Origin of the sequence: Pseudomonas sp. NPDC087612 (assembly GCF_044743505.1) — a bacterium.
Taxonomy (GTDB): domain Bacteria; phylum Pseudomonadota; class Gammaproteobacteria; order Pseudomonadales; family Pseudomonadaceae; genus Aquipseudomonas.
Window position 1 is genome coordinate 75,470 of sequence record NZ_JBIUWO010000016.1, and the last position, 25,710, is coordinate 101,179.

Sequence of the window (25,710 nt, forward strand, 5' to 3'; positions counted from 1 at the left end):
AGCAGTCATCCAACAAAAAGGTGCGGGTATGAGTGAGGTGAATTCGAGCGCTGCAACCGGCGAAGTGCTGGTCAGCTTCCGTGGTGTGCAGAAGAGCTACGACGGCGAATCGCTGATCGTCAAAGACCTCAACCTGGATATCCGCAAGGGTGAGTTTCTCACCTTGCTCGGCCCGTCCGGTTCCGGCAAAACCACCAGCCTGATGATGCTCGCCGGCTTCGAAACGCCGACTGCAGGCGAGATCCAGCTGGCTGGCCGTTCCATTAACAACGTGCCGCCGCACAAGCGCGACATCGGCATGGTGTTCCAGAACTACGCGCTGTTTCCGCACATGACCGTTGCCGAGAACCTGGCCTTCCCTTTGAGCGTGCGCAACCTGAGCAAGACCGACATCAGCGAACGGGTCAAGCGCGTGCTCAACATGGTCCAGCTCGACGCTTTCGCCCAGCGTTACCCCGGCCAGCTTTCCGGTGGCCAGCAGCAACGGGTGGCTTTGGCCCGGGCGCTGGTGTTCGAGCCGCAGCTGGTACTGATGGATGAACCGCTGGGCGCTCTGGACAAGCAACTGCGCGAACACATGCAGATGGAGATCAAGCACCTGCACCAGCGCCTGGGCGTCACTGTGGTCTACGTGACCCACGACCAGGGCGAAGCGCTGACCATGTCCGACCGCGTCGCGGTATTCCACCAGGGCGAGATCCAGCAGATCGCCGACCCGCGCACCCTGTATGAAGAGCCAAAGAACACCTTTGTCGCCAACTTCATCGGTGAAAACAACCGCATCAATGGCCGCCTGCTCAGCCACGACGGCGAACGTTGCCAGGTATTGCTGCCGCGCGGCGAGAAGGTCGAGGCGCTGGCGGTCAATGTCGGCCAGGCCGGCGAGCCGGTAACCCTGTCGATCCGCCCCGAGCGCGTGCGCCTCAACGGCCACAGCGAAAGCTGCGTCAACCGTTTCTCCGGGCGCGTGGCCGAATTCATCTACCTGGGCGACCACGTGCGGGTACGCCTGGAAGTCTGCGGCAAGGCCGATTTCTTCGTGAAGCAGCCGATTGCCGAACTCGACCCGGCCCTGGCCGTGGGCGATGTGGTACCGCTTGGCTGGCAGGTGGAGCACGCCCGCGCGCTCGATCCTCTGCTGGAAGCCAATTGAAGGTTTGCTTCACCAACCCTGTTCTGTGGAGAGAATAATAATGCTCAAGCACTTGAAGTTGACCGCCCTGACCCTGGGCCTGTTTGCGGCAAGCCAGGCCATGGCGGCCGACCTGACCGTGATTTCCTTCGGCGGCGCCAACAAGGCGGCCCAGGTCAAGGCGTTCTACGAGCCATGGGAGAAGGCGGGCAAGGGCAAGATCGTCGCTGGCGAGTACAACGGTGAAATGGCCAAGGTCAAAGCCATGGTCGACACCAAGAGCGTGTCGTGGAACCTGGTGGAAGTCGAGTCGCCGGAGCTGGCCCGTGGGTGTGATGAAGGCATGTTCGAAGAGCTCGATCCTGCACTGTTCGGCAACGAAAGCGACTATGTGAAGGGCGCTATCCAGCCGTGCGGTGTCGGCTTCTTCGTCTGGTCCACAGTCATGGCCTACAACGCCGACAAACTGAAGACCGCGCCGACCAGCTGGGCCGACTTCTGGGACACCAAGCAGTTCCCGGGCAAGCGCGGCCTGCGCAAAGGCGCCAAGTACACCCTGGAGTTTGCCCTGATGGCCGACGGCGTTGCGCCCAAGGACGTCTACAAGGTGCTTGGCACCAAAGAAGGCCAGGACCGCGCCTTCAAGAAACTCGACGAGCTCAAGCCGAGCATCCAGTGGTGGGAAGCCGGTGCCCAGCCGCCGCAGTACCTGGCCTCGGGTGACGTGGTCATGAGCTCGGCCTACAACGGCCGGATTGCCGCGGTGCAAAAAGAGAGCAACCTGAAAGTCGTATGGAACGGCGGTATCTACGACTTCGACGCCTGGGCCATCCCCAAAGGCGCCAAGGATGTTGAAGAGGCAAAGAAATTCATCGCCTATTCGGTCCAGCCTGAACAGCAGAAGACCTACTCCGAGAACATCGCCTACGGCCCGGCCAACTCCAAGGCCGTCGCGCTGCTGTCCGACGAGATCAAGAAAGACATGCCGACCACCCCGGAAAACATCGCCAACCAGGTGCAGATCGACGTGGCGTTCTGGGCCGACAACAGCGAGCAGCTGGAGCAACGCTTCAACGCCTGGGCTGCCAAGTAAGGGCTGCTGATGGGGCGCCGGCTTGCCGCCGGCGCTCCTTGTTCTCAAGATTTCGGAGTTCGCTATGGCCATCGCAGTGCCCCTGAATGAAGGCGCCGGTTCCAACCTCAAGCAGCGTCTCAAGCGTGCCGAGCGGGTCAACCGCTGGAAGGCGCAAGCGTTGATCGCACCGCTGGCGCTGTTTCTGCTGCTGGTGTTCCTCGTGCCGATTGCCGCGCTGTTGTACAAGAGCGTGGGCAACCCGGAAGTGGTCGGCGGCTTGCCGCTGACTGTGACGGCTGTGGCCGAGTGGGACGGCAAGGGCCTGCCAGGGGAGGCGGTATATAAGGCGCTAAGCGAAGACCTCGCGCAAGCACGCAAGAACCAGACCCTGGGCGATACCTCCAAGCGTCTGAACATGGAGCTGGCCGGCTATCGCAGCCTGCTGGCCAAGACCGCGCGGGCGTTGCCGTTCAAGACCGAGCCGGCTTCCTATAAAGAAGCCCTGCAGGAACTGGACGAGCGCTGGGGCGATCCGGCCTACTGGCAGGCGATCCGCCGTAACACCAGTAGCGTCACCCCGTTCTACCTGCTGGCGGCCCTGGACCATCGTATCGATGACCTCGGCGAGCTGGCCAAGGCCACCCCGGACCAGGCCATTTATCTGGACATCTTCACCCGTACCCTGTGGATGGGCTTCGTCATCACCGCCATCTGCCTGGTGCTGGCCTATCCGCTGGCCTACCTGCTGGCCAACCTGCCGACCCGGCAGAGCAACCTGCTGATGATTCTGGTGCTGCTGCCGTTCTGGACCTCGATCCTGGTGCGGGTTGCGGCCTGGATCGTGCTGCTGCAATCGGGCGGGCTGATCAACAGCGCGCTGATGGCCATGGGCATCATCGACAAACCGCTGGAACTGGTGTTCAACCGCACCGGGGTGTACATCTCCATGGTGCACATCCTGCTGCCGTTCATGATCCTGCCGATCTACAGCGTGATGAAGGGCATTTCGCCCACCTACATGCGTGCGGCGATATCCCTGGGCTGTCATCCGTTCGCCAGCTTCTGGCGCGTGTACTTCCCGCAAACCTACGCCGGCGTAGGCGCGGGCTGCCTGTTGGTGTTCATCCTCGCCATCGGCTACTACATCACCCCGGCGCTGCTCGGCAGCCCCAACGACCAGATGGTCAGCTACTTCGTGGCCTTCTACACCAACACCAGCATCAACTGGGGCATGGCGACCGCGCTGGGCGGCCTGCTGTTGCTGGCCACCGTGCTGCTTTACCTGATCTATAGCTGGCTGGTCGGCGCCAGCCGCCTGCGCCTGAGCTGAGGAGCGTTGTCATGCTGAGCCCCTACATGTCGCCCGTCGAGCGGGTCTGGTTCTACAGCTTGCGCATCCTTTGCGGGCTGATCCTGTTGTTCCTGGTGTTGCCGGTGCTGGTGATCATTCCGCTGTCGTTCAACTCCGGCAGCTTCCTGGTCTACCCGCTGCAGGGCTTTTCGCTGCAGTGGTACCACGACTTCTTCGCCTCCGCCGAGTGGATGCGCGCGCTGAAGAACAGCATCATCGTCGCCCCGGCGGCCACGGTGCTGGCGATGATCTTCGGCACCCTGGCTTCGATCGGCCTGACCCGCGGTGATTTCCCCGGCAAGTCGCTGATCATGGCCCTGGTGATTTCGCCCATGGTGGTGCCGGTGGTGATCATCGGTGTGGCCAGCTACCTGTTCTTTGCCCCGCTGGGTATGGGCAACAGCTTTATCTCGCTGATCCTGGTGCATGCGGTGTTGGGCGTGCCGTTCGTCATCATCACCGTTTCGGCGACCCTGCAGGGCTTCAACCATAACCTGGTGCGTGCCGCCGCCAGCCTGGGCGCCTCGCCGCTGACCACCTTCCGGCGGGTTACCCTGCCGCTGATTGCGCCGGGGGTGATCTCCGGGGCGCTGTTCGCTTTTGCCACGTCTTTTGACGAAGTGGTGGTCACCCTGTTCCTTGCCGGCCCCGAGCAGGCGACCCTGCCACGGCAGATGTTCAGCGGCATTCGCGAGAACCTCAGCCCGACCATCGCCGCCGCTGCAACCTTGCTGATTGCCTTCTCGGTGGTGCTGTTGCTGACCCTGGAGTGGTTGCGTGGGCGCAGCGAGAAGCTGCGTACCCAGCAGCCGGGTTGAGATCGTTCGCGGGGCGAGTCGAGTCGACTTGCCCCGCGATGAGCACCCGTCGACCGCCTTGATACCGGTCAGCCCCTGAGCGTTTGCCTGAGGTACAATGCGCGCCACTGTGATTCTGCCTACAGGTGCGCCATGCAGCCCTACGCTATTGCCCCCTCGATTCTTTCTGCCGACTTCGCCCGCCTCGGCGAGGAAGTCGACAACGTCCTGGCCGCGGGTGCCGACATCGTTCACTTCGATGTGATGGACAACCATTACGTGCCCAACCTGACCATCGGCCCGATGGTCTGCACCGCCTTGCGCAAATACGGCATCACCGCACCGATCGACGTGCACCTGATGGTCAGCCCGGTCGACCGCATCATCGGTGACTTCATCGAAGCCGGCGCCAGCTACATTACCTTCCATCCGGAAGCCACCCTGCACATCGATCGTTCGCTACAGTTGATTCGCGACGGCGGTTGCAAGGCCGGCCTGGTGTTCAACCCGGCGACCCCGCTAGACACCCTCAAGTACGTGATGGACAAGGTCGACATGATCCTGTTGATGAGCGTCAACCCAGGCTTCGGTGGCCAGAAATTCATCCCCGGCACCCTCGACAAGCTGCGCGAAGCCCGCGCGCTGATCGATGCCAGCGGCCGTGATATCCGTCTGGAAATCGACGGCGGCGTCAACGTCGGCAACATCCGTGAAATCGCTGCTGCTGGCGCCGACACCTTCGTCGCCGGTTCGGCGATCTTCAACACCCCGGACTACCGTGAGGTGATTGCCAAGATGCACGCCGAACTGGCCCTGGCCCGCCCATGAGTGGCTTCGAGCAGCTGTTCCCCGGCGCCCTGCCCAAACTGGTGATGTTTGATCTGGACGGTACCCTGATCGATTCGGTACCGGACCTGGCAGCGGCGGTGGATAACATGCTGCTCGCAATGGGCCGCCCGGCCGCTGGCCTTGAGGCGGTACGCCACTGGGTCGGCAATGGTGCGCCGGTGCTGGTGCGCCGCGCGCTGGCCGGTGGCATCGAGCATGGCGCAGTGGATGACGACGAAGCCGAACGGGGCCTGGAGCTGTTCATGCAGGCCTACGCCGAAAGCCATGAGCTGACGGTGGTCTACCCCGGCGTGCGCGACACCCTCAAGTGGTTGCACAAGCAGGGCGTGGAAATGGCCCTGATCACCAACAAGCCCGAGCGCTTCGTTGCACCTTTGCTTGACCAGATGAAAATCGGCCGTTATTTCCGCTGGATCATCGGCGGCGACACCCTGCCGCAGAAAAAGCCCGATCCGGCTGCCTTGCTGTTCGTGATGAAAATGGCCAGCGTCGAGCCCGAGCAGGCGCTGTTCGTTGGCGACTCGCGCAGCGACGTGCTGGCGGCCAAGGCTGCCGGGGTCAAATGCGTTGGCCTGACCTATGGCTACAACCATGGCCGGCCGATCAGCGAAGAGGCGCCGTGCCTGGTCATCGACGACCTGCGCGCGCTGTTGCCTGGTTGCTTAGATCCGGCCACTGGGATAACGTTGGCGGACGTTCAATCCCCCTCAGATCGAGATTCCATCGTGGCGGTTATCGGCAAACTCTGGATGAAAGTCATCAAGGCCCTGGCCCGCTGGCGTTGGCGCGCCTGACTGCTATCCGCCGGCCCGCGCCGGCCTGCTTGCCTGCCTGACCCATCTGCTGCTTGCCACGAGGCTATCATGACCCGCGAAGAATTCCTGCGCCTGGCCGCTGCCGGCTACAACCGCATTCCCCTGGCCTGCGAGACCCTGGCCGACTTCGACACGCCGCTGTCGATCTACCTGAAACTGGCTGACCACGCCAACTCCTACCTGCTCGAATCGGTGCAGGGCGGCGAGAAGTGGGGGCGTTACTCGATCATCGGCCTGCCGTGCCGCACCGTGTTGCGTGTGCACGATCACCAGGTGCGGATCACCCATGACGGTGAACTGGTCGAGCAGCACGAAGTGGAAGATCCGCTGGCCTTCGTCGAAGCTTTCAAGGAGCGCTACCAGGTGCCGACCATCGCCGGCCTGCCGCGCTTCAACGGCGGCCTGGTCGGCTACTTCGGTTATGACTGCGTGCGTTATGTCGAGCGGCGCCTGGGCAAGTGCCCGAACCCTGATCCGCTGGGCGTGCCGGACATCTTGCTGATGGTCTCCGATGCCGTGGTAGTGTTCGACAACCTGGCCGGCAAGATGCACGCCATTGTCCTCGCCGATCCGGCTGAACAAGACGCTTACGAAAACGGCCTGGCCCGGCTCGAAGGCCTGCTTGAGCAACTGCGCCAGCCTATCGCCCCGCGTCGCGGCCTCGATCTGGGTGGGCCGCTGCCGGCAGAACCTGAGTTCCGCTCAAGCTTTACCCAGAGCGACTACGAACGTGCGGTCGATACCATCAAGGAATACATCCTCGCTGGCGACTGCATGCAGGTGGTGCCATCGCAGCGTATGTCCATCGACTTCAAGGCCGCGCCGATCGACCTGTACCGGGCGTTGCGCTGCTTCAACCCGACGCCATACATGTACTTCTTCAACTTCGGCGACTTCCACGTAGTGGGCAGCTCGCCGGAAGTGCTGGTGCGGGTCGAAGACAACCTGGTCACCGTGCGCCCGATCGCCGGTACCCGCCCACGCGGCGCCACCGAAGAGGCTGATCACGCGCTGGAAGAAGACTTGCTGTCTGACGACAAGGAAATCGCCGAGCACCTGATGCTCATCGATCTGGGCCGCAACGACGCCGGCCGGGTGTCGGAAACCGGCTCGGTCAAAGTCACCGAGAAGATGGTGATCGAGCGTTATTCCAACGTCATGCACATTGTGTCCAACGTCACCGGCGAGCTGAAGCAGGGCTTGAGCGCCATGGATGCCCTGCGTGCCATCCTGCCGGCGGGCACCTTGTCCGGCGCGCCGAAAATCCGCGCCATGGAAATCATTGATGAGCTGGAGCCGGTCAAACGCGGCGTCTACGGTGGTGCGGTGGGGTATTTTGCCTGGAACGGCAACATGGATACCGCAATTGCCATCCGTACCGCGGTGATCAAGGACGGCGAGCTGCACGTGCAGGCCGGTGGCGGCATTGTTGCCGACTCGGTGCCAGCGCTTGAGTGGGAAGAAACCATCAACAAGCGCCGGGCGATGTTCCGTGCGGTGGCGCTGGCCGAGCAGACGCCACGTAGCTGAGCCTGATCCACGGCGCCTGTTGGTAGCAGGCGCCGTTTTCCCCCTCCCTAGAACTCCAGGCTTAATGCCAGGTTGATCCCCTGCTGGGTCAGTTCGTCGCTCTTGCGCCAGTTGTAGCTGCCGCGCAGGGCCAGGCCCGGTGCCAGGCTCTGGCTCAAACCCAGGGTCGCCCGGTTCAGATTGCTCTGCGGGGTGTAGCCGGTCAGGGTGAAGTCGTTGCCCGGCAGGCTGTTGAGGTGGAGGGTCAGGTCCTGCTGGTCGTCCTCGAACTCGTGCTCGTGAGCGACTTCGGCGAACAGCAAGGTGCTGGGCCCGGCCTGGTACTTGCCCTGCAAGCCCAGGCCCAGGCGTCGTGATTCGCGGTCCTGATCGTCAAAGCTCAGGGCAGTGGCGCGGCTGCCTTTCTCCGAATAGCCATCGACTTTCACCCGTGCATAGTCGGCGCTGACAAAAGGCGACAGGCTCCACTGGCTGCCGGGCGCTGCCAGGTCATAACCCAGGCGAGCGGCGAAGGCCCACAGCTCACCGTCGGTATCACCTTTCTCGCTGCGATCATTTACCCCCAGGGCGAAGGTGCGCTTCAAGTCGCTGTAGTCCAGGTGCCCGCCGGTCAGGGCGGCATCGGCCCACCACTGGTTCTGCTGGAACTGCACGAAAGCGGTTGCCAGGTAGCTGTCGAGCTTGTAGTCGGAGTCTTGCTCGCCGGCTTCGAGCTTCTGCTGGTAAACGCCTGTGGCCACGCCAATACGCCAGGCCTCGTCCAGACGATAGCTGCCGCCCAGGGTCAGGTTATAGCCATGGCCGTCGGCGCTGGCCGAGCTGCGCTGGCTGTCGATATCCAGGTTCTGCCCCCCGGCGGCTACGATGGCCTGCCATTGGCCAACCGGCTGCCAGCTGCCTTGCCACTGGTTGCGCAGTTCATCTTGATGCGCGCGCAGGCTGGCGTGGGCCATTTCTGGTAACAGCGTCAGCTCCCAAGGGGCGGAAAGAATCGAAAACGCGTAGTCGGCAATCAGCTCCTGCCCAGCACTGGTGGGGTGGACCGAATCGTTGAACAGCAGCTTGCTCGGGTCGGGCGTGGCACCGTTGATGCCGTAGGTTGCGTTCTGCACACAGCCATTGCCGCTGAAACAGGTACCGACCAGGTTCTGCCCGCTGGCCAGGCCGAACTGCGTCGGAGCAGCCAGGGCTTCCTGGAGCAGCAACGGCACATTGAGCGGAATAACTTGTGCATCAATCTGGCTCAGCTGGCCGACCAGTTGCTGGTTGAAGATACTGCTCAACTGCGAAGCCGGGCCCTGCATCGGCGTGCCGTTGATGGCCGGAGTCAGGCCCAGGTCGGGCAGCAGCCAGACCATGATGTACTGCGCGCCACCCTGTTGCAGGGCCTGGGCGCTGGCGGCCAGGCGATTGGCGGCAGCTGCGGCGGTTGCCGGGCTGGTGATCTGGCCCTGGAGGAAGTCGTTGCCGCCACCGGTCAGGTAGTAAAGCGCGTTGGGGTCGGCGCGCAGGCCACCGGCCAGATAGCCCGGGCGTTCGCGCAGCACGGTGCCGGCGCCGGGGTTGCCCGGTGGAATGATCACGTCGGAAGTACCAGTGATCGAGTCGAGAATCTGGTCGGTACGGTAACCACCCACTGCCCAGTTGTTGCCGTCCGGGCGACCCAGCGCGGCATTGACTGGCGAGGTCGAAGCGCCCAGGTCGGCCGCAGCAACACCCAGCTGGGCACCGAGCAGCATGGGCGAAACCGCGCCGAAGGCTTCGCCGTTGGCGTATGTTGGCCCGACCCGATTGGTAAAGCGCTGGGTGGAACCCGCCGGGCCATTGCTGTCGGGGAACTGCCCGGCATCGGCAAGGCTGTCGCCGAAGACGATCAGAGTTAAGTAAGGGGAGGGGGCGGCATGGACGCTGGAGCAGGCCAGGGCCAGCAGCGAGAATGCACAAGGCAACAGGGAGCGCGCGTTCAACATCGCAAAGATCCTTTTTCGTTGTTGTTATCGGATGACGCCTTACGACGTTAGCAAAACATTCCGCGCGTCTTCCATCGCTAAAGCGTTTCGGCATGCCACCGTCATATTGCGTGGACCGCGCCGGTAGGCTACTGTGCGGGAACGTATGAACGAGACCTACCCCGTGTTGATCGTCAGCAAACTCTTGATGCGCGTTATCAAGGCCCACGCCCGTTGGCGTTGGCGCGCCTGACTTTATCTCTTGCCGGTTAGCCGGCCCTGTACCGCTTTGCCTTTCTGAATGCTTTACCTGCTGTAACCGGCGCTTGCTGGTGTGCACCGGGAAGCTCGCACCTGTAGCACCGAGCACAGGCACATCGAAAGGCATGTATTCAAAGTCAGTAGATGCAAGAGGTTGAACCCAGATGTTACTGATGATCGACAACTACGACTCCTTTACCTACAACGTCGTACAATACCTCGGCGAGCTGGGTGCAGAGGTCAAGGTCATTCGCAATGACGAACTGACCATCGCCCAGATCGAAGCCCTTAACCCCGAGCGCATTGTCGTTTCCCCTGGCCCCTGCACCCCGACCGAAGCCGGTGTGTCGCTGGAGGCCATCAAGCATTTTGCCGGCAAGTTGCCGATCCTCGGCGTATGCCTGGGCCACCAGTCCATCGGCCAGGCCTTCGGCGGTGAAGTCGTGCGCGCCCGCCAGGTGATGCATGGCAAGACCAGCCCGGTGCTGCACAAGGACCAGGGCGTGTTTGCCGGCCTCAACAACCCGCTGACCGTGACCCGCTACCACTCGCTGGTGGTCAAGCGCGAAACCCTGCCCGAGTGCCTGGAGCTGACCGCCTGGACCGCCCTTGAAGACGGCTCGGTGGACGAGATCATGGGCCTGCGCCATAAAGAGCTGAACATCGAAGGGGTGCAGTTCCACCCCGAATCGATCCTCACCGAGCAGGGCCACGAGCTGTTCGCCAATTTCCTCAAGCAGACCGGCGGCCGCCGTTAAGGATCGAACATGGATATCAAGAGCGCGCTGAGCCGCATCGTCGGCCACCTGGACCTGAGCACCGAAGAAATGCGCGATGTCATGCGCGAAATCATGACCGGCCAATGCACCGAGGCGCAGATCGGCGCCTTCATGATGGGCATGCGCATGAAGAGCGAGAGCATCGATGAAATTGTCGGTGCCGTGTCGGTGATGCGCGAGCTGGCCGACAAAGTCGAGCTCAACACCCTCGACCAGGTGGTCGACGTGGTCGGCACTGGCGGTGATGGCGCCAACATCTTCAACGTATCCACCGCATCGGCCTTCGTCGTCGCCGCCGCCGGTTGCACCGTGGCCAAGCACGGTAACCGTGCGGTCTCGGGCAAGAGTGGCAGCGCCGACCTGCTGGAAGCCGCTGGCATCTACCTGAACCTGACGCCGGTGCAGGTTGCACGCTGCATCGACAGCGTCGGCATTGGCTTCATGTTTGCCCAGACCCACCACAAGGCGATGAAATACGCCGCCGGCCCGCGTCGTGACCTGGGCTTGCGTACCCTGTTCAACATGCTCGGCCCGCTTACGAATCCGGCCGGGGTCAAGCACCAGGTCGTCGGCGTGTTCACCCAGGCACTGTGCCGCCCACTGGCTGAAGTGCTGCAACGCCTGGGCAGCAAGCATGTGCTGGTGGTGCATTCGAAAGATGGCCTGGACGAATTCAGCCTGTCGGCGCCAACCTTCGTTGCTGAACTCAAGAACGACCAGATCAGCGAGTACTGGGTCGAGCCCGAAGACCTCGGCATGAAAAGCCAGAGCCTGCATGGCCTGGCCGTGGAGAGCCCGGCCAAGTCGCTGGAGCTGATCCGCGATGCCCTGGGCCGGCGCAAGACCGAGAACGGCCAGAAGGCTGCGGAAATGATTGTGCTCAACGCCGGCGCCGCACTGTACGCCGCCGACCACGCCATGAGCCTCAAGCAGGGCGTGGAGCTGGCTCACGACGCATTGCACACTGGCCTTGCCCGGGAAAAACTCGAAGAGCTCGGTGCCTTTACCGCGGTATTCAAGCAGGAGAATGAAGGATGAGTGTGCCGACGGTTCTGGAAAACATTCTGGCGCGCAAGGTCGAAGAAGTCGCCGAGCGCAGCGCTCGTGTCAGCCTTTCCGAGCTTGAACGCCTGGCGGCCGCTGCCGATGCGCCACGCGGTTTTGCCAAGGCCCTTATCGAACAGGCCAAGCGCAAGCAGCCTGCAGTCATTGCCGAAATCAAGAAAGCCTCGCCAAGCAAGGGCGTGATCCGCGAAAACTTCATTCCGGCCGACATTGCCGTCAGCTACGAGAAGGGCGGCGCGACCTGCCTGTCGGTGCTGACCGACGTCGATTACTTCCAGGGCGGCGACATCTACCTGCAACAGGCGCGCGCCGCGTGCAAGCTGCCGGTGATTCGCAAGGACTTCATGATCGATCCTTATCAGATCGTCGAAGCCCGGGCCCTGGGCGCCGACTGTGTGCTGCTGATCGTTGCCGCGCTGGATGACGTGAAGATGGCCGAATTGGCCGCGACGGCAAAAGGCGTGGGCCTTGATGTGCTGGTCGAAGTGCACGACGGCGACGAGCTGGAGCGGGCGCTGAAGGCTCTCGACACGCCGCTGGTGGGCGTCAACAACCGCAACCTGCACACCTTTGAAGTCAGCCTGGAAACCACCCTCGACCTGCTGCCGCGCATCCCCCGTGATCGCCTGGCCATTACCGAGAGCGGCATCCTCAACCGCGCCGACGTCGAGCTGATGGAAATCAACGAGGTCTACTCCTTCCTGGTCGGCGAAGCGTTCATGCGCGCCGAACACCCGGGGCTGGAGCTGCAGCGCCTGTTCTTCCCGGAGCGTGTGGTGCAGAACCCGGTGCAAGGCCTGGACTGATTCAACTCTGAAGCCGGCGATGCCGGCTTTTTTGTCTCTACAAGGTTAATGCGATGACTGATCAAGTGCTTGATGTCACTGTCGAGGCCGGGCTGCACGCCGAACAGGAGCTGCTGGCGGCGGTATGCAAGGGCGAAAAGGATCATGGCCTGTTGTTCTGGCGACCGACCGATCATGCCCTGGTCATGCCCCGGCGCATGAGCCGCCTCGAAGGCTTCGAGGCGGCCTGCGCCGAGCTTGCGATTGCCGGTTGGCCGGTGCTTCTGCGCGAAACCGGTGGTGAGCCAGTGCCGCAGTCGCCGGCGGTGATCAACATCGCACTGGTTTACGTCGCACCAAAAAGCGAAGGTGATCACGGCCGTATCGAAAACGCCTACGAGCGCCTGTGCCTGCCGCTGTGTGATGTGCTGCGCGAATGGGGCGGGATGGCATCGGTGGGGGAAATCGAAGGGGCGTTCTGCGATGGCCGCTACAACGTCAACCTCAACGGTCGCAAACTGGTCGGCACTGCCCAGCGCTGGCGCCAGGGCCTGGGTGGCAAGCGCCCGGTGGTGTTGGTTCATGGTGCGTTGCTGCTGGATAACCAGCGCGAGTCGATGGTGGCGGCGGTCAACCGCTTCAACGAATGCTGCGAGCTGGAGCAGCGCTGCCTGGCCGACAGCCACATCGCTTTGCACGAGGTGGTACCCGAGGCGCCACTGCTCGAGCGCCTTGGCCAGGCCTATGCCGAAGTGATCAAAGGCATCGCCCGCGATTAACGGGTACCGAAGACCACCATGGTCTTGCCCTTGACGTGTACCAGGCTGCGCTCTTCGAGATCCTTGAGGACGCGGCCAACCATCTCCCGCGAACAACCGACGATGCGGCCGATTTCCTGGCGGGTGATCTTGATCTGCATGCCGTCGGGGTGGGTCATGGCGTCTGGCTGCTTGCACAATTCCAGCAGGCAGCGGGCTACCCGGCCGGTGACGTCGAAGAAGGCCAGGTCGCCGACCTTGCGCGTGGTGTTGCGCAGGCGCTGGGCCATCTGGCTGCCCAGGGCATAGAGAATGTCCGGGTCGTGACGCGCCAGTTCACGGAATTTTTCGTAGCTGATTTCTGCAACTTCACATTCGCTTTTGGCCCGCACCCAGGCGCTGCGCTGGTGTTCCTGGCCGGCGGGTTCAAACAGCCCCAGCTCGCCGAAAAAGTCGCCACTGTTGAGGTAGGCGATGATCATTTCGTGGCCGTTGTCATCCTCGATAAGGATGGTCACCGAGCCCTTGACGATAAAGGACAGGGTTTCGGCCTTGTCACCGGCGCAGATGATGTTGCTCTTGGCCGCATAGCGGCGGCGCTGGCAATGGACCAGCAGCTTGTCGATGTTCTTGATCTTGGCTGGAAGGGCTGATGCAACCATGGCTGGATCCCGGTCAGGAGGCGACGCTTCAATTTCTTTTATAGATAGTCTGGCGATAAGCGCCAGTGATTTGGCGTCAGCTTATCAGACACTTGTCCTTCTATCGGCAGATTTACTCATGCGCTTGAGCTTTTCCGCCGGGCTCGCAGGGTCTAAGCTGGCAGCCTTTTTTCAATCAAGGGAGTCCAGGTAATGAAGGCGCGTATCCAGTGGGCAGGTGAAGCCATGTTTCTGGGCGAATCGGGCAGTGGCCATGTGGTCGTGATGGATGGCCCGCCCGAGGCCGGTGGCCGCAACCTGGGTGTACGGCCCATGGAAATGCTGCTGTTGGGCCTGGGTGGCTGCAGCAACTTCGATGTAGTCAGCATCCTGAAGAAATCCCGCCAGGCAGTAGAGAGCTGCGAAGCTTTCCTTGAAGCCGAGCGCGCCAGCGAAGACCCGAAGGTATTCACCAAAATCCACCTGAATTTCGTGGTCAAGGGCCGTGGCCTGAAAGAAGCCCAGGTCAAGCGTGCGGTCGAGCTGTCGGCAGAGAAGTATTGCTCGGCCTCGATCATGCTCGGCCGGGCCGGTGTCGAGATCACCCACAGCTACGAGATTGTCGAGCTCGGTTGATTACCAGCAAGCCCGCTCCTGTGGGGGCGGGCTAACGGCGCAGGCGCTCCAGCCCGATCAGCCAGGCCAGCCCCGGAACCAGCGCCACCACCAACCAGTGCAGGTTGAAGACGAGCAGACCGACGATTTCTGCGCTACTCCAGGTATTGCCAAAGGCGTCGGCAAATATCAGGCACTGCAGCCAGGCCGTCAGCGCGGCCGATAGCACAAAGGCCAAGGCAAGCAGGCGCTGCCTGTGAATGAAGCAGCCGGCCAGCAGCAACAGCAGTTGCCCGGGCAGTGAGAACACCCACAGGTCGACGGCACTGTTGCCATCAGGTTGGGAGATGTCAGGCAGTTTCAGGCTAAAGGGTTCCCCGCTCATGCCGGCAGTCAGCAGGCACACGAACAGATAAGCCACCAGCACCAGCCCCAGGCTTTGCAGCAAGCGAAGGCAAAATAACCGAATCATCAGTGGCGCAACCCCGGCAGCAGCTTCAGCAAGCCTTGCGGCAATCGCGCCTGCAAACGGCTGCTCAAAGCCTCGCGGTGCTTCTGATAGAAAAGCCCCAAGCCAATCACGCCCAACCCGATCAGGGTCAGCACCACCGGGAACAGCAGCGACTCGGCAAACACCTCGTAAGACAGGTAACCCAGGTACATCGCCACGCCCATGCCACCAAAGACCATGAACAGCGGACGGCGCAGCAACAGTGCTATGCCCATCAGGCCAAGGTTGATCAGACCATAAAGCGCTTTGTCCCATTCACTGTCGGTATCCAGCAGCGGCAAGCCGAGCCAGAAGGCCAGCAATCCGGCCAGATAGCCCCAGAAGGCATAGTCCTGGCGGGTGCGACCGTCGATCACCAGGAACACCAGCAATGTCGCCAGGCCAAACCACAGTGACACCGTACGCCGCTGATTCCAGTCGAAGGCCTCGCCATAGAACCATTCGCTCAGGTCCATGGACATGAACCACAAGGCCACGGCAATCGGCATGACGATGAACGGAAACGGGATCAGGCGCAGCATCAACAAGCCGGCCAGTATCGTCGCCGCCTCCATCAGCAGCCAACCGTCCTGCACGTAGGTGTAGTAGTTGTGGTAGTTGCCCTGGGCGTTGTCCAGTAGCCAGAAACCGCTGAGTCGCTGCGCCGCAAACACTGCCAGCGGTACGATGCTCACCGCCACCGCAGCAAGTACGCCAGCAGGGATGACCTGGCCGCGGCGTTGCATTAGCAAGGCGCCCAGGGTCAGTACGCCGATATAAATCAGTGAGACCAGCAGCAGGGCGCTGTCACCGACGCGCATCCAGGCTTCACTGAGCAGCCAGCCCATGGCGGCCATGATCAGCAGGGCGCCGAAGTAAAACGCCACGTGGGCCAGCTGGAAACTGGCCTGGGTTTGCGGCTGGAGCTTGAGAAATTCAAGCAGGGCCTGATCCTGGCCCGGGTTCAGAACGCCGGCGCTGACTGCGCGGGCCAGGTCCTTGGCGTCGAAGCGTTCCGTCATCGGTGGTCCTAGATACGATAAGTGCTTTTGGTCATGACCTTGGCCATCAGGCTCATGCCGAACTTGACCGGTGCCGGGAAGCGGAAGCCGCCAGCATCCAGGGCCGATTCGGCATGTTGCTCTTCGTCGATGCGCATCTGCTCAAGAATCGCCCGGGATTTCTCATCCTCGGCCGGGATTTGCTCCAGGTGTTCGTCCAGGTGCTTGCACACCTGATGCTCGGTGGCGGCGACAAAACCCAGGCTGACCTTGTCGCTGACCAGGCCCGCGAGGGCACCGATGCCGAAGGACATACCGTAGAACAGCGGGTTGAGCACGCTGGGGTGGCTGCCGAGCTGGCGAATGCGCTGTTCGCACCAGGCCAGGTGGTCGATTTCTTCTTCGGCGGCGTGCTCCATGGCCTTGCGAACCTGGGGCAGCTTGGCGGTCAGGGCCTGGCCCTGGTACAGCGCCTGGGCACAGACTTCACCGGTATGGTTGATACGCATGAGCCCGGCCACATGGCGGGTCTGGGTTTCGTCGAGGGTGACATCCGGCTGGATGATCGCCGGCGACGGCCGGGAAGGCTGGCCGCTGAAGGGCAGCAAGGTGCGCATGGCGGTGTCGGCCTGCAGCAACAAGCGGTCGAGCGGGGAATAGTGACGTTCGGTAGCCATCGGGCACCTCCGCAAGAATGTGCCCGACAGTTTACCCCAATCGCGATGCCGGGGCTTGCCCTGGATCAGCCCGGTGGCCAGTGCATCTGACGCTGGCCAAGCACGTGCATATGAATGTGGTAGACGGTTTGCCCACCCAGCTCATTGCAGTTCATGACCACGCGAAAGCCGTCTTCGCAGCCCAGTTCCTTGGCCAGCCGCTGGGCGGTGAACAGGATGTGCCCGGCCAGGCCCTTGTCTTCTTCGGCCAGATCGTTGAGGGTGCGGATCGGTTTTTTCGGGATGACCAGAAAATGTACCGGTGCCTGCGGGGCGATATCGTGGAAGGCCAGAACCTGGTCGTCCTCGTAGATGATCTTGGCCGGGATTTCCCGGTTGATGATCTTGGTAAACAGAGTATCCACTACGGCTGCTCCATGAGGGTAATCGGACTTGAGTGTACGCAGGCCAGACGCTTGCGCCCAGCCCTGTACAACTAGCGCGGGCAATAGGCCTGGTTGATGGCGCCGGCCAGCTTGCGTGCCAGCCAGCGCGATAGCCAGCGCGGGCTGAAGGCCAGCCAGCGGTTGCGCCGGCCGGGGATGATCAATGCGCGGTTCTTGTCCAGGGCGCGTACGGTATACAGCGCGACTTCTTCCGGGCTCAGGCTGCGTTGGCCGTTTTCCAGCCGCGGGATACGCCGCAACGGCGAACGCACCGGGCCTGGGCACAGCACCGAAACCTTGATGCCGGTGCGTTTGAGCTCTTCGCGCAGGCCTTCGGAAAAGTGCAGCACATAGGCTTTGCTTGCCGCGTAGCTGCTCATCCACGGGCCGGGCGCGAAGGCGGCAAGCGAAGCGACGTTGAGTATCTGCCCGCCGCCCTGAACCGCCATGGCATTGCCAAGGGCGTGGCAGAGGCGGGTCAGGGCGAGGATGTTCACCTCGATCAGGTCCTGCTCATCGCTCCATTCCTGGGCCAGAAAGTGCCCGTAGGAGCGAATGCCGGCGCAGTTGACCAGCAAGTCGATGTGCCGCTCGCTTTCTTCCAGCTCCAGCAGGAACCCCGACAACCGCAACGGCTCGCCCAGGTCGCAGGCACGAAAAAGCACTTCGACGCCAAACCGCTGGGTCAGCTCGATGGCGATGCTTTCCAGCGGGTCGCGCTGTCGGGCCACCAGGATCAAATTGCGTCCCCGACGTGCCAGCGCCTCGGCCAGTGCCAGGCCCAAGCCGCTGGAGGCACCGGTGATCATGGCGTAACGGGTCATGCAGTTCTCCAGTCGGGAAGGGTGGCCAAAGTGCGCAGTTTACAGGTGCCGGGCCCGGAGTGCTGCTACCCGTGGCGTGTCTAGATGCCGGGGCGGGTGACGGTGACGTATGCAAGCCCGGCAACCAGGACCAGCCACAGCCAGGCCAGGATCACCACTGCGTTGTTGTTGGGCACTGGCGGCGCACCGAAGCGGTTGCTGCCACGCGTGCCGGGCATCAGTACCAGCACCAGGATGAAGAAGTTGCCGACCCATGGAAGGATCGACAGCCAGCAGAACCAGCCGCTCCAGTTCAGGTCGTGCAGGCGCTGGACGATGAACAGCATGCTCAGGATCCGTGCCGACAACAGGCCGATCATCATCAGGCCGCCGAGGTCCAGCGACATTGAACTGGACAGCAAGGCCACCAGGAAAATGCCGCCGATGGTCGCAGCGAACAAGACCAGGCTCCAGGCCAGCAGGCGCACGCGGCCAATTCGCCCTTCCAGGCTCATGACCTTGGGTTTGCTCGAGTTGGCGAGAGTCAGGGTGTCATACATGCGGGCTTCCTTTGCCGTGATAAAGCGTGAGTCAGCCCGGCCAGCGATGGCCAAGGGCTGTGGCCGAGGCGTGCGCCTGGCGGTATTCGGTATCCAGGCGGGTAATCAGTTGCTCGACCGAGCAGAGCTGGTCGATGGCACCGACACCTTGTCCGGCAGACCAGACGGTCTTCCAGGCCTTGGCCTCGTCGTCGATGGGTTTGAGCTTGGTCTCGGTGTGGCTGCGCAGGGCGGCCATGTCGAAACCGGCGTTTTCCAGGCTCTGGCGCATGAAGCTGGCAGGCACCCCGGAAACCGCAGCGGTGTGGATGATATCGGCTGCCTTGGCTTCAAGCATCATTTCTTTGTAAGGCCCCGGCGCCTGGCTCTCGTGGGTGGCGATAAAGCGCGTACCCAGGTAGGCGAGGTCAGCGCCCAGCAACTGCGCGGCGAGGATTTCCTGGCCACGGTTTATGCAACCGGCCAGCAGCAAGGTCTTGTCGAAGAACTGGCGAATCTCGGCGATCAGGGCGAACGGGCTCCAGGTGCCAGCGTGGCCGCCGGCGCCCGCGGCTACGGCAATCAGACCGTCGACACCGGCCTCGGCGGCTTTCTCGGCATGCCGGCGGGTGGTCACGTCATGGAACACCAGGCCGCCATAGCTGTGCACGGCATCGACCAGTTCCTTCACCGCCCCGAGGCTGGTGATGACGATCGGCACCTTGTGCTCGACGCACAACGCCAGGTCTGCCTGCAGGCGCGGGTTGCTCTGGTGCACGATCAGGTTGACGGCATAGGGTGCAGGTTTGTCGAGGGCCGCCAGGCCCGTTTCGATCTCTTCCAGCCAAGCCTTGAAGCCTGCGCTGTCGCGCTGGTTCAGGGCCGGGAAACTGCCGACCACCCCGTTGGCACAACAGGCCAGTACCAGTTGCGGATTGGAGATCAGAAACATCGGCGCCGCTACCACCGGCAGGCGCAAGCGTTGTTCGAGCAGGGCAGGCAATGACATGGCAGGTTTCCCGAGGCTGAGTATGGGTTTAGGTTAGAACGGTTTGACCACCACCAGAATTACCACGGCCAGCAGGACCAGCACCGGCACTTCATTGAACCAGCGGTAGAACACGTGGCTGCGAGTGTTTTCGCCGCGGGCGAAGCGCTTGAGCTGTGCGCCGCACATATGGTGGTAACCGATCAGCAGCACCACCAGGGTGAGCTTGGCGTGCATCCAGCCCTGGCTCATGAAGCCCGGGGTCAGGCTCAGCAGCCAGATGCCGAAGACCAGGCTGGCGATCATCGCCGGCAGCATGATGCCGCGGTAGAGCTTGCGCTCCATGATCACGAAGCGTTCCTGGCTGATGCTGTCCTGGCTTTGTGCGTGATAGACGAACAGGCGCGGCAGGTAGAACAGGCCGGCAAACCAGCAGACCACGCTGACGATATGCAGCGCTTTGATCCAGAGAAAAAGCATGGGGTTGAGTTCCTTCAGGGTTCACGGTGGTCAGATAGTAGAGGCAAGGGGCCCGGCGAGCCATCGCAACAGTTGTGGGCGTGTTTCAGCGCCCCTATTATCGTGGGCTTTCCTGATGGTTCGTTGATAAGGGGCACGCGTTATGGTCAAGGTCGGTATCGTTGGCGGCACGGGTTACACCGGGGTCGAGCTGCTGCGTCTGTTGGCACAGCATCCACAGGCCGAGGTGGCAGTGATCACCTCGCGTTCCGAAGCTGGCCTGGCGGTTGCCGATATGTACCCGAACCTGCGAGGCCACTACGACGGCCTGGCCTTCAGCGTGCCGGACGTGAAGACCCTGGCCGCCTGCGACGTAGTGTTCTTTGCCACCCCGCACGGTGTCGCTCACGCCCTGGCCGGCGAGCTGCTGGCCGCGGGCACCAAGGTCATCGACCTGTCCGCCGACTTCCGCCTGCAGGACGCCGATGAGTGGGCCAAGTGGTACGGTCAGCCGCACGGCGCGCCCGAGCTGCTCAAGGACGCGGTCTACGGCCTGCCTGAAGTCAATCGCGAGCAAATTCGCCAGGCACGCCTGATCGCCGTACCGGGTTGCTACCCAACCGCTACCCAGCTTGGCTTCCTGCCGCTGCTCGAAGCCGGTATCGCCGACGCCTCGCGGCTGATCGCCGACTGCAAATCCGGGGTCAGCGGCGCCGGCCGTGGCGCGGCGGTGGGCTCGCTGTTCTGTGAGGCGGGCGAAAGCATGAAGGCTTATGCGGTCAAGGGGCACCGTCACCTGCCGGAAATCACCCAGGGCCTGCGTCGGGCGGCGGGTGCTGATGTCGGTCTGACCTTCGTGCCGCACCTGACCCCGATGATCCGCGGTATCCATTCGACCCTGTATGCAACCGTCGCCGATACCTCGGTCGATCTGCAGGCGCTGTTTGAAAAACGCTACGCCGATGAACCGTTCGTCGACGTAATGCCGGCCGGCAGCCATCCGGAAACCCGCAGCGTGCGCGGTGCCAACGTCTGCCGAATTGCCGTGCACCGTCCACAGGGCGGCGACCTGGTGGTGGTGTTGTCGGTGATCGACAACCTGGTCAAGGGCGCGTCGGGGCAGGCGGTACAGAACCTCAACATCCTCTTTGGCCTGGACGAGCGCATGGGCCTTTCCCACGCTGGTCTGCTTCCGTAAACGCCAGCTTTCAAGCTGCAAGTAAAAGGCGCACGCGATCCGCTTATAGCTTGCAGCTCACCTCTTGCAGCTTTTGTATTGTTGACCGCTTTTCTCGGAGAAGCGGATAATGCGCGTCATCACGCATTATGGCGGCATAGCGCCGGGAGATAGTCAGCATGAGCGTCGAATCCTTCACCCCTGTGGCATTGCAGTTCACTGAGGGTGCAGCGCACAAGGTGAAGACCCTGGTCGATGAAGAAGGCAATGATCGCCTGAAGTTGCGAGTTTTCGTGACCGGCGGCGGTTGCTCGGGTTTTCAGTACGGTTTCACTTTCGATGAAGACGTTGCCGAAGACGACACCATCGTCGAGCGCGAAGGCGTGGCTCTGGTTGTCGATCCGATGAGTTTCCAGTATCTGGCAGGAGCCGAGGTGGATTACCAGGAAGGCCTGGAAGGCTCGCGTTTCGTTATCAAGAACCCGAACGCCACCACGACCTGTGGTTGCGGCTCTTCGTTCTCGATCTGATCGCCAGGGCAGTACCGCAAACGCCGCGCTGATGCGCGGCGTTTTGCTGTCTGCGAGTTATGCCGGGTAGATCGCGCCCAGTACCCGCAGGCCACGGGCAGCGGTGACGCTGGGGCGGTTGGCGGGGATGCGCTGCAGGCAGCAGTGGGCCAGCCAGGCAAAGGCCATGGCCTCAACCCAGTCAGGGTCGATCCCGCAAGCGGCAGTGCTGCTGACCCGGGCATTGGGCAACAGAGCAGCCAGGCGCTGCATCAGCACGCTATTGTGGGCGCCGCCGCCGCAGACCAGCAGTGCCTGGGTATCATCCTGTGCCGCGTGCAGCGAGCTGACGATGCTACGGGCGGTCAGTTCCAGCAGGGTGGCCTGCACGTCTTCATCCCGAAGGCTTGGCTGAGGGGCCAGGTGCTGATTGAGCCAAGGCAGGTTGAACACTTCGCGGCCGGTACTTTTCGGGCCGCTGCCTGCGAAGAACGGATCGCTCAGTAGCGAGGCGAGCAGGCCTGGGATAACTTGGCCGGTGCCCGCCCAGGCACCATTGGCGTCATAGCTGTGCCCTTGTATCTGCTGAATCCAGGCATCGAGCAGCACGTTACCCGGCCCGCAGTCGAAGCCGCTGACTGGTTTGTCCTGTTCGATCAGGCTCAGATTGCTGAAGCCACCGACATTGAGCACCGCCAGGCGTTGGCCCTGATGGGCGAACAGGGCTTCGTGAAAGGCCGGTACCAGGGGAGCGCCCTGGCCGCCGGCGGCAACGTCACGGCGACGGAAGTCGCTGACCACGCTGATGCCGGTAAGCTCGGCCAGCAGCGCCGGGTTGCCGATCTGTACGGTAAAGCCGCGCGCCGGTTCGTGGCGAATGGTCTGGCCATGGCTGCCGATGGCGCGAATGGCCTCGGGCGTGAGGTTGCGCGCGGCCAGCAGGTGCTGGATACCTTCGGCGGCAAGCTGCACCCAGCGGTTTTCGGCCAGGGCGGCGCGGGCAATCTCGTCCGGCCCGCTGGCGCACAGGGCCAGCAGGTCCTGGCGCAGGTCGGCGGGCATGGGGATGTAATGGGTGGCGAGCAGCGTGAGTTGCTGCTCCTGTTCGATCAAGGCGATGTCCAGGCCATCGAGGCTGGTCCCGGACATCACACCCAGATAGAGCGGCATTACTTAACGCTTGCTCGAAGCAAGCAGGGTGGCCTTTTCCTGGTCCATGCGCGCGACCAGTGGCTGGCTTTGCTGCAGGAAACGCTGGCGCTCGGCCTTGGCGATCGGGTCAGCCATTGGCAACTTCTGCCCGAGCGGGTCGACGTGGACGCCGTTGACCTGGAACTCGTAGTGCAGGTGCGGGCCGGTAGACAGGCCGGTGGTGCCAATGTAGCCGATGATCTGCCCTTGCTTGACGGTGCCGCCGGTCTTCACGCCCTTGGCGAAGCCCTGCATGTGCCCGTACAGGGTCTGGTAGCGGTTACCGTGCTGGATGATCACGGTGTTGCCGTAGCCGCCGCGGCGGCCTGCCAACAGCACTTTGCCGTCACCGGCCGCCTTGATCGGTGTACCGCGTGGTGCTGCGTAGTCGACACCTTTGTGCGCGCGGATCTTGTTCAGGATCGGGTGCTTGCGGCCAGCCGAGAAGCGCGAGCTGATGCGGGCGAAATCAACCGGAGTGCGGATGAACGCCTTGCGCATGCTGTTGCCGTCGGCGGTGTAGTAGTTGGTGTTGCCCTGCTTGTTGGTGTAGCGCACTGCGGTAAAGCTCTTGCCGCGGTTGGTGAAGCGGGCAGAGAGGATATTGCCGGTACCGACGACCTTGCCGTTCATGACCTTCTGTTCATAGATCACGTCGAACTCGTCACCCTGGCGGATATCCTGGGCGAAGTCGATGTCATACCCGAAGATGCGCGCCATATCCATGGTCAGGTTGTGATTCAGGCCGGCACGCTGGGCCGAGGCCGACAGCGAACTCTTGATCACGCCATGTACATAGGCCGAGCGCACCACGGGCTTGCTGATTTCACGGTTGAACGCGTAACCGTTGGCGCTCTTGGTCAGGCGAATGGTTTCCAGGTCGCTGAGCTTGCTGTGCAGGCTGGCCAGCTGGCCGTCCTTGTCCAGTTCGATCTGCAGTACCTGGCCATGCTTGAGCTGGCTGAACTGCTTGGCCTGCTTGTTACTGGCCAGCACTTCATGCACGGCGGTAGCCGGCAGGCCGACCTTGGCGAACAGGGTCGACAGGGTATCGCCACGGCTCACGGTGACTTCGCGGTGGCTTGGGTCCTTGGCTGGCGCGGCTTCGGCAGCGGCGGGCGCAGGCTCGGTCTTGGCGGTTTCCTCGGTTGCGGCGGCGCTGTTGTCGATCTGCGCAAACGGTGAGGGGGCGGCGTCGGTGTTCTGGGTAAGTGGGGCGTCCTGTTCCTGCTTGAGTTGCTCTGCCGGGCTTTCCAGCTCCAGGTTCAGGGTGGTTTTCTTGGCTTCGACCTCGCTGGATGGGAACACCAGCAAGGCCAGGCTGAGTAAGGCGGCGATGCCGCTGGCGGCCAACAGGTGGCTCTTCGGATAAAGCGGGGGCGCTTTAGGCGGTTCGTTGGTCATAGATGAATTGACTTTGAAATAGATGAAGTGGAAAAGATGAATGACATGATGAAGATGAAATAACTGTATAAAATATAACCAAATCCCCTTCAGCGCAAGCGCGCAGACGTCATCAGTCGGCTTCGAGGTCACACTCGGGGCAAAAACTTGTATTTGATGGCTGATCTTGTATGGTTGGGTCCCTTTGAATCTGAGCCTTACGGGTCTGTTATGAAGTCGGTTGAAGAGCAGCTAGCGCTGATCAAGCGTGGAGCGGAAGAGGTACTGGTCGAGTCCGAGTTGGTCGAGAAGCTCAAGCGCGGGCAGCCGCTGCGGATCAAGGCGGGTTTTGACCCGACTGCGCCTGACCTGCACCTGGGGCATACCGTCCTGATCAACAAGCTGCGCCAGTTCCAGGACCTGGGTCACCAGGTGATCTTCCTGATTGGCGACTTCACCGGCATGATCGGTGACCCGAGCGGCAAGAGCGCTACCCGTCCGCCGCTGACCCGCGAGCAGGTACTGGATAACGCCGAGACCTATAAACAGCAGGTGTTCAAGATTCTCGACCCGGCCAAGACCGAAGTCGCGTTCAACTCCACCTGGATGGACAAGCTCACCCCGGCCGACTTCATTCGCCTGGCGTCGCAGTACACCGTGGCGCGCATGCTCGAGCGCGACGACTTCGACAAGCGCTACACCACCAACCAGCCGATCGCGATCCATGAGTTCCTCTATCCGCTGGTGCAGGGTTATGACTCGGTGGCACTCAAGTGCGACGTCGAGCTCGGCGGTACCGACCAGAAGTTCAACCTGCTGATGGGGCGCGAGCTGCAACGTGCTTACGGCCAGGAAGCACAGAACATCGTGACCATGCCGCTGCTCGAAGGGCTCGACGGCGTGAAGAAGATGTCCAAGTCCCTGGGTAATTATGTCGGCATCCAGGAAGCCCCTGGGGTGATGTACAGCAAGCTCGTGTCGATTCCTGACACCCTGATGTGGCGTTACTTCGAGCTGCTGAGCTTCCGTTCCATGGAAGAGATCGAGCAGTTGCGTGCCGATGTGGCCAATGGCGCAAACCCGCGTGACATCAAGATCAAGCTGGCGGAAGAGATCGTTGCACGCTTCCATGGCGAGGAGGCTGCCGCCAATGCTCACCGCGCGGCAGGTAACCGTATGAAAGAGGGCGAGTTGCCGGAGGATCTGCCAGAGGTTGAGGTCTCTGCGGCTGAAGGCTTGCCGATCGCTGCCGTGTTGAACCGCGCGGGTCTGGTGAAGAACTCGGCGATGGCGCGGGATCTGCTCAATGGCGGCGCGGTGAAGGTCGACGGTGCGGTGGTTGATCGTGATTTCATGTTTGCACTTGGCGCGACCCATGTATGCCAGGCGGGCAAGAAGGCATTTGCCCGGGTTACCCTCAAGGCTGAGTAGGCGGTAGCGGCAAGCTATAAGCTGCAAGCTACAAGTTGAGCGCAGTGCCTCTGCTTTTACTTGCAGCTTGAAGCTTGCTACTTATAGCCAAACCGCCCCTTCTGAAACAAAGTTGAAATAAGTCCTTGACGCCCCCGCAGATCTCTCTATAATTCGCCCCACTTCCGGCGCAGTCGGAACTGAAAACTCCTTGAGTTTCAAAGAGTTAGCGGTTCCAGGGTCATCCGGAGGTGCT

Annotated in this window: 27 protein-coding genes; 15 read left to right on the plus strand and 12 right to left on the minus strand. The window is 62.2% G+C overall.

The window, feature by feature from the left end; translation table 11 throughout:
• Positions 1-28: 28 nt before the first annotated feature.
• The 7 genes from ACIOVF_RS26515 to trpE all read left to right on the plus strand — a co-directional run bounded on the left by ACIOVF_RS26515 (position 29) and on the right by trpE (position 7,549).
• Positions 29-1,153, plus strand: a complete 1,125-nt coding sequence (locus tag ACIOVF_RS26515; RefSeq protein ID WP_038998451.1) for an ABC transporter ATP-binding protein — start codon at positions 29-31, stop codon at positions 1,151-1,153.
• Positions 1,154-1,193: 40 nt separating this feature from the next.
• Positions 1,194-2,225, plus strand: a complete 1,032-nt coding sequence (locus tag ACIOVF_RS26520) for an ABC transporter substrate-binding protein (RefSeq protein ID WP_093378974.1) — start codon at positions 1,194-1,196, stop codon at positions 2,223-2,225.
• A gap of 64 nt (positions 2,226-2,289) precedes the next feature.
• Positions 2,290-3,537, plus strand: coding sequence for an ABC transporter permease (locus ACIOVF_RS26525; protein ID WP_045199309.1), 1,248 nt, complete (start codon positions 2,290-2,292; stop codon positions 3,535-3,537).
• Between the two features lie 11 nt (positions 3,538-3,548).
• Positions 3,549-4,376, plus strand: a complete 828-nt coding sequence (locus tag ACIOVF_RS26530; protein ID WP_045199311.1) for an ABC transporter permease — start codon at positions 3,549-3,551, stop codon at positions 4,374-4,376.
• 132 nt (positions 4,377-4,508) lie between these two features.
• Positions 4,509-5,183: a ribulose-phosphate 3-epimerase gene (gene rpe, locus ACIOVF_RS26535; protein WP_045199313.1), complete on the plus strand. Its 675-nt coding sequence runs from the start codon at positions 4,509-4,511 to the stop codon at positions 5,181-5,183.
• Positions 5,180-5,998, plus strand: a complete 819-nt coding sequence (locus ACIOVF_RS26540; protein ID WP_123565381.1) for a phosphoglycolate phosphatase — start codon at positions 5,180-5,182, stop codon at positions 5,996-5,998. Before rpe ends, ACIOVF_RS26540 begins: the two co-directional genes overlap by 4 nt.
• A gap of 69 nt (positions 5,999-6,067) precedes the next feature.
• Entirely contained in the window at positions 6,068-7,549 is a 1,482-nt protein-coding gene (gene trpE, locus ACIOVF_RS26545; RefSeq protein WP_401293770.1) for an anthranilate synthase component I, read from the plus strand.
• 47 nt (positions 7,550-7,596) lie between these two features.
• On the opposite strand, the gene estP is transcribed toward trpE, so the two are convergent.
• Positions 7,597-9,516 carry an esterase EstP gene (gene estP, locus ACIOVF_RS26550; RefSeq protein WP_401293796.1) on the minus strand — a complete coding sequence of 640 codons (1,920 nt, stop codon included), beginning with the start codon at positions 9,514-9,516 and terminating at the stop codon, positions 7,597-7,599.
• 407 nt (positions 9,517-9,923) lie between these two features.
• On the opposite strand from estP, the gene ACIOVF_RS26555 reads away from it, so the two are divergent.
• Genes ACIOVF_RS26555 through ACIOVF_RS26570 form a run of 4 tightly spaced genes read left to right on the plus strand, consistent with a single transcriptional unit; the run spans position 9,924 to position 13,167 of the window.
• Positions 9,924-10,517, plus strand: coding sequence for an aminodeoxychorismate/anthranilate synthase component II (locus tag ACIOVF_RS26555; protein WP_195885148.1), 594 nt, complete (start codon positions 9,924-9,926; stop codon positions 10,515-10,517).
• 9 nt (positions 10,518-10,526) lie between these two features.
• Positions 10,527-11,576, plus strand: a complete 1,050-nt coding sequence (trpD, locus tag ACIOVF_RS26560) for an anthranilate phosphoribosyltransferase (RefSeq protein ID WP_093378983.1) — start codon at positions 10,527-10,529, stop codon at positions 11,574-11,576.
• Positions 11,573-12,409, plus strand: a complete 837-nt coding sequence (trpC, locus tag ACIOVF_RS26565; protein WP_401293774.1) for an indole-3-glycerol phosphate synthase TrpC — start codon at positions 11,573-11,575, stop codon at positions 12,407-12,409. The genes trpD and trpC overlap by 4 nt, the downstream gene beginning before the upstream one ends.
• A 53-nt stretch (positions 12,410-12,462) precedes the next feature.
• Positions 12,463-13,167 carry a lipoyl protein ligase domain-containing protein gene (locus ACIOVF_RS26570; protein ID WP_045199328.1) on the plus strand — a complete coding sequence of 235 codons (705 nt, stop codon included), beginning with the start codon at positions 12,463-12,465 and terminating at the stop codon, positions 13,165-13,167.
• Here the strand turns inward: ACIOVF_RS26570 and crp are convergent.
• A complete protein-coding gene (gene crp / locus ACIOVF_RS26575) occupies positions 13,164-13,808 on the minus strand; it encodes a cAMP-activated global transcriptional regulator CRP (RefSeq protein ID WP_045199329.1) in 645 nt (214 codons plus the stop codon). The genes ACIOVF_RS26570 and crp overlap by 4 nt on opposite strands.
• Before the next feature lie 192 nt (positions 13,809-14,000).
• On the opposite strand from crp, the gene ACIOVF_RS26580 reads away from it, so the two are divergent.
• On the plus strand, positions 14,001-14,423 hold the full coding sequence (locus ACIOVF_RS26580) for an OsmC family protein (protein ID WP_010221469.1): 423 nt from the start codon (positions 14,001-14,003) through the stop codon (positions 14,421-14,423).
• A gap of 31 nt (positions 14,424-14,454) precedes the next feature.
• On the opposite strand, the gene ACIOVF_RS26585 is transcribed toward ACIOVF_RS26580, so the two are convergent.
• From ACIOVF_RS26585 to hemJ, 8 genes are all read right to left on the minus strand, one after another.
• Entirely contained in the window at positions 14,455-14,874 is a 420-nt protein-coding gene (locus tag ACIOVF_RS26585) for a hypothetical protein (protein ID WP_052676536.1), read from the minus strand.
• Positions 14,874-15,914: a DUF2157 domain-containing protein gene (locus tag ACIOVF_RS26590; protein ID WP_401293779.1), complete on the minus strand. Its 1,041-nt coding sequence runs from the start codon at positions 15,912-15,914 to the stop codon at positions 14,874-14,876. The genes ACIOVF_RS26585 and ACIOVF_RS26590 overlap by 1 nt, the downstream gene beginning before the upstream one ends.
• An 8-nt stretch (positions 15,915-15,922) precedes the next feature.
• Entirely contained in the window at positions 15,923-16,570 is a 648-nt protein-coding gene (gene coq7, locus ACIOVF_RS26595; RefSeq protein WP_045199333.1) for a 2-polyprenyl-3-methyl-6-methoxy-1,4-benzoquinone monooxygenase, read from the minus strand.
• Between the two features lie 65 nt (positions 16,571-16,635).
• Complete coding sequence (locus ACIOVF_RS26600) at positions 16,636-16,974, minus strand: histidine triad nucleotide-binding protein (RefSeq protein WP_401293782.1); 339 nt, start codon at positions 16,972-16,974, stop codon at positions 16,636-16,638.
• A 71-nt stretch (positions 16,975-17,045) separates the two neighbouring features.
• Complete coding sequence (locus ACIOVF_RS26605; protein WP_045199338.1) at positions 17,046-17,819, minus strand: SDR family oxidoreductase; 774 nt, start codon at positions 17,817-17,819, stop codon at positions 17,046-17,048.
• A gap of 80 nt (positions 17,820-17,899) precedes the next feature.
• The gene (locus ACIOVF_RS26610) at positions 17,900-18,358 is read right to left on the minus strand and encodes a DUF805 domain-containing protein (RefSeq protein ID WP_052676537.1); all 459 of its coding nucleotides are present in this window, start codon (positions 18,356-18,358) and stop codon (positions 17,900-17,902) included.
• 31 nt (positions 18,359-18,389) lie between these two features.
• Positions 18,390-19,346: a nitronate monooxygenase family protein gene (locus ACIOVF_RS26615; protein WP_093378996.1), complete on the minus strand. Its 957-nt coding sequence runs from the start codon at positions 19,344-19,346 to the stop codon at positions 18,390-18,392.
• Positions 19,347-19,379: 33 nt separating this feature from the next.
• Positions 19,380-19,805 (minus strand): protoporphyrinogen oxidase HemJ, encoded by a 426-nt coding sequence (hemJ, locus tag ACIOVF_RS26620; protein WP_045199341.1) that lies wholly within the window; start codon positions 19,803-19,805, stop codon positions 19,380-19,382.
• Between the two features lie 142 nt (positions 19,806-19,947).
• Between hemJ and argC the strand changes: the two genes are divergently transcribed.
• Together argC and erpA are read left to right on the plus strand one after the other, a co-directional pair.
• Positions 19,948-20,982, plus strand: coding sequence for an N-acetyl-gamma-glutamyl-phosphate reductase (argC, locus tag ACIOVF_RS26625; RefSeq protein ID WP_195885146.1), 1,035 nt, complete (start codon positions 19,948-19,950; stop codon positions 20,980-20,982).
• Between the two features lie 158 nt (positions 20,983-21,140).
• Complete coding sequence (gene erpA / locus ACIOVF_RS26630; RefSeq protein WP_010221479.1) at positions 21,141-21,491, plus strand: iron-sulfur cluster insertion protein ErpA; 351 nt, start codon at positions 21,141-21,143, stop codon at positions 21,489-21,491.
• A gap of 57 nt (positions 21,492-21,548) precedes the next feature.
• Here the strand turns inward: erpA and ACIOVF_RS26635 are convergent, their stop codons facing one another.
• A complete protein-coding gene (locus ACIOVF_RS26635) occupies positions 21,549-22,640 on the minus strand; it encodes an anhydro-N-acetylmuramic acid kinase (RefSeq protein WP_401293787.1) in 1,092 nt (363 codons plus the stop codon).
• Between the two features lie 3 nt (positions 22,641-22,643).
• On the minus strand, positions 22,644-24,065 hold the full coding sequence (locus ACIOVF_RS26640; protein WP_045199347.1) for a peptidoglycan DD-metalloendopeptidase family protein: 1,422 nt from the start codon (positions 24,063-24,065) through the stop codon (positions 22,644-22,646).
• A gap of 210 nt (positions 24,066-24,275) precedes the next feature.
• Here ACIOVF_RS26640 and tyrS point away from each other — a divergent pair, with 210 nt between their 5' ends.
• Positions 24,276-25,475 (plus strand): tyrosine--tRNA ligase, encoded by a 1,200-nt coding sequence (gene tyrS, locus ACIOVF_RS26645; protein ID WP_045199348.1) that lies wholly within the window; start codon positions 24,276-24,278, stop codon positions 25,473-25,475.
• Positions 25,476-25,710: the final 235 nt, after the last annotated feature.

Bases quoted from the DNA above. Each gene is read 5' to 3' on its own strand.
- ACIOVF_RS26515 (WP_038998451.1), top strand. From the start codon at position 29: ATGAGTGAGGTGAATTCGAGCGCTGCAACCGGCGAAGTGCTGGTCAGC.
- ACIOVF_RS26520 (WP_093378974.1), top strand. From the start codon at position 1,194: ATGCTCAAGCACTTGAAGTTGACCGCCCTGACCCTGGGCCTGTTTGCG.
- ACIOVF_RS26525 (WP_045199309.1), top strand. From the start codon at position 2,290: ATGGCCATCGCAGTGCCCCTGAATGAAGGCGCCGGTTCCAACCTCAAG.
- ACIOVF_RS26530 (WP_045199311.1), top strand. From the start codon at position 3,549: ATGCTGAGCCCCTACATGTCGCCCGTCGAGCGGGTCTGGTTCTACAGC.
- rpe (WP_045199313.1), top strand. From the start codon at position 4,509: ATGCAGCCCTACGCTATTGCCCCCTCGATTCTTTCTGCCGACTTCGCC.
- ACIOVF_RS26540 (WP_123565381.1), top strand. From the start codon at position 5,180: ATGAGTGGCTTCGAGCAGCTGTTCCCCGGCGCCCTGCCCAAACTGGTG.
- trpE (WP_401293770.1), top strand. From the start codon at position 6,068: ATGACCCGCGAAGAATTCCTGCGCCTGGCCGCTGCCGGCTACAACCGC.
- ACIOVF_RS26555 (WP_195885148.1), top strand. From the start codon at position 9,924: ATGTTACTGATGATCGACAACTACGACTCCTTTACCTACAACGTCGTA.
- trpD (WP_093378983.1), top strand. From the start codon at position 10,527: ATGGATATCAAGAGCGCGCTGAGCCGCATCGTCGGCCACCTGGACCTG.
- trpC (WP_401293774.1), top strand. From the start codon at position 11,573: ATGAGTGTGCCGACGGTTCTGGAAAACATTCTGGCGCGCAAGGTCGAA.
- ACIOVF_RS26570 (WP_045199328.1), top strand. From the start codon at position 12,463: ATGACTGATCAAGTGCTTGATGTCACTGTCGAGGCCGGGCTGCACGCC.
- crp (WP_045199329.1), bottom strand. From the start codon at position 13,808: ATGGTTGCATCAGCCCTTCCAGCCAAGATCAAGAACATCGACAAGCTG.
- ACIOVF_RS26580 (WP_010221469.1), top strand. From the start codon at position 14,001: ATGAAGGCGCGTATCCAGTGGGCAGGTGAAGCCATGTTTCTGGGCGAA.
- ACIOVF_RS26585 (WP_052676536.1), bottom strand. From the start codon at position 14,874: ATGATTCGGTTATTTTGCCTTCGCTTGCTGCAAAGCCTGGGGCTGGTG.
- ACIOVF_RS26590 (WP_401293779.1), bottom strand. From the start codon at position 15,914: ATGACGGAACGCTTCGACGCCAAGGACCTGGCCCGCGCAGTCAGCGCC.
- coq7 (WP_045199333.1), bottom strand. From the start codon at position 16,570: ATGGCTACCGAACGTCACTATTCCCCGCTCGACCGCTTGTTGCTGCAG.
- ACIOVF_RS26605 (WP_045199338.1), bottom strand. From the start codon at position 17,819: ATGACCCGTTACGCCATGATCACCGGTGCCTCCAGCGGCTTGGGCCTG.
- ACIOVF_RS26610 (WP_052676537.1), bottom strand. From the start codon at position 18,358: ATGTATGACACCCTGACTCTCGCCAACTCGAGCAAACCCAAGGTCATG.
- ACIOVF_RS26615 (WP_093378996.1), bottom strand. From the start codon at position 19,346: ATGTCATTGCCTGCCCTGCTCGAACAACGCTTGCGCCTGCCGGTGGTA.
- hemJ (WP_045199341.1), bottom strand. From the start codon at position 19,805: ATGCTTTTTCTCTGGATCAAAGCGCTGCATATCGTCAGCGTGGTCTGC.
- argC (WP_195885146.1), top strand. From the start codon at position 19,948: ATGGTCAAGGTCGGTATCGTTGGCGGCACGGGTTACACCGGGGTCGAG.
- erpA (WP_010221479.1), top strand. From the start codon at position 21,141: ATGAGCGTCGAATCCTTCACCCCTGTGGCATTGCAGTTCACTGAGGGT.
- ACIOVF_RS26635 (WP_401293787.1), bottom strand. From the start codon at position 22,640: ATGCCGCTCTATCTGGGTGTGATGTCCGGGACCAGCCTCGATGGCCTG.
- ACIOVF_RS26640 (WP_045199347.1), bottom strand. From the start codon at position 24,065: ATGACCAACGAACCGCCTAAAGCGCCCCCGCTTTATCCGAAGAGCCAC.
- tyrS (WP_045199348.1), top strand. From the start codon at position 24,276: ATGAAGTCGGTTGAAGAGCAGCTAGCGCTGATCAAGCGTGGAGCGGAA.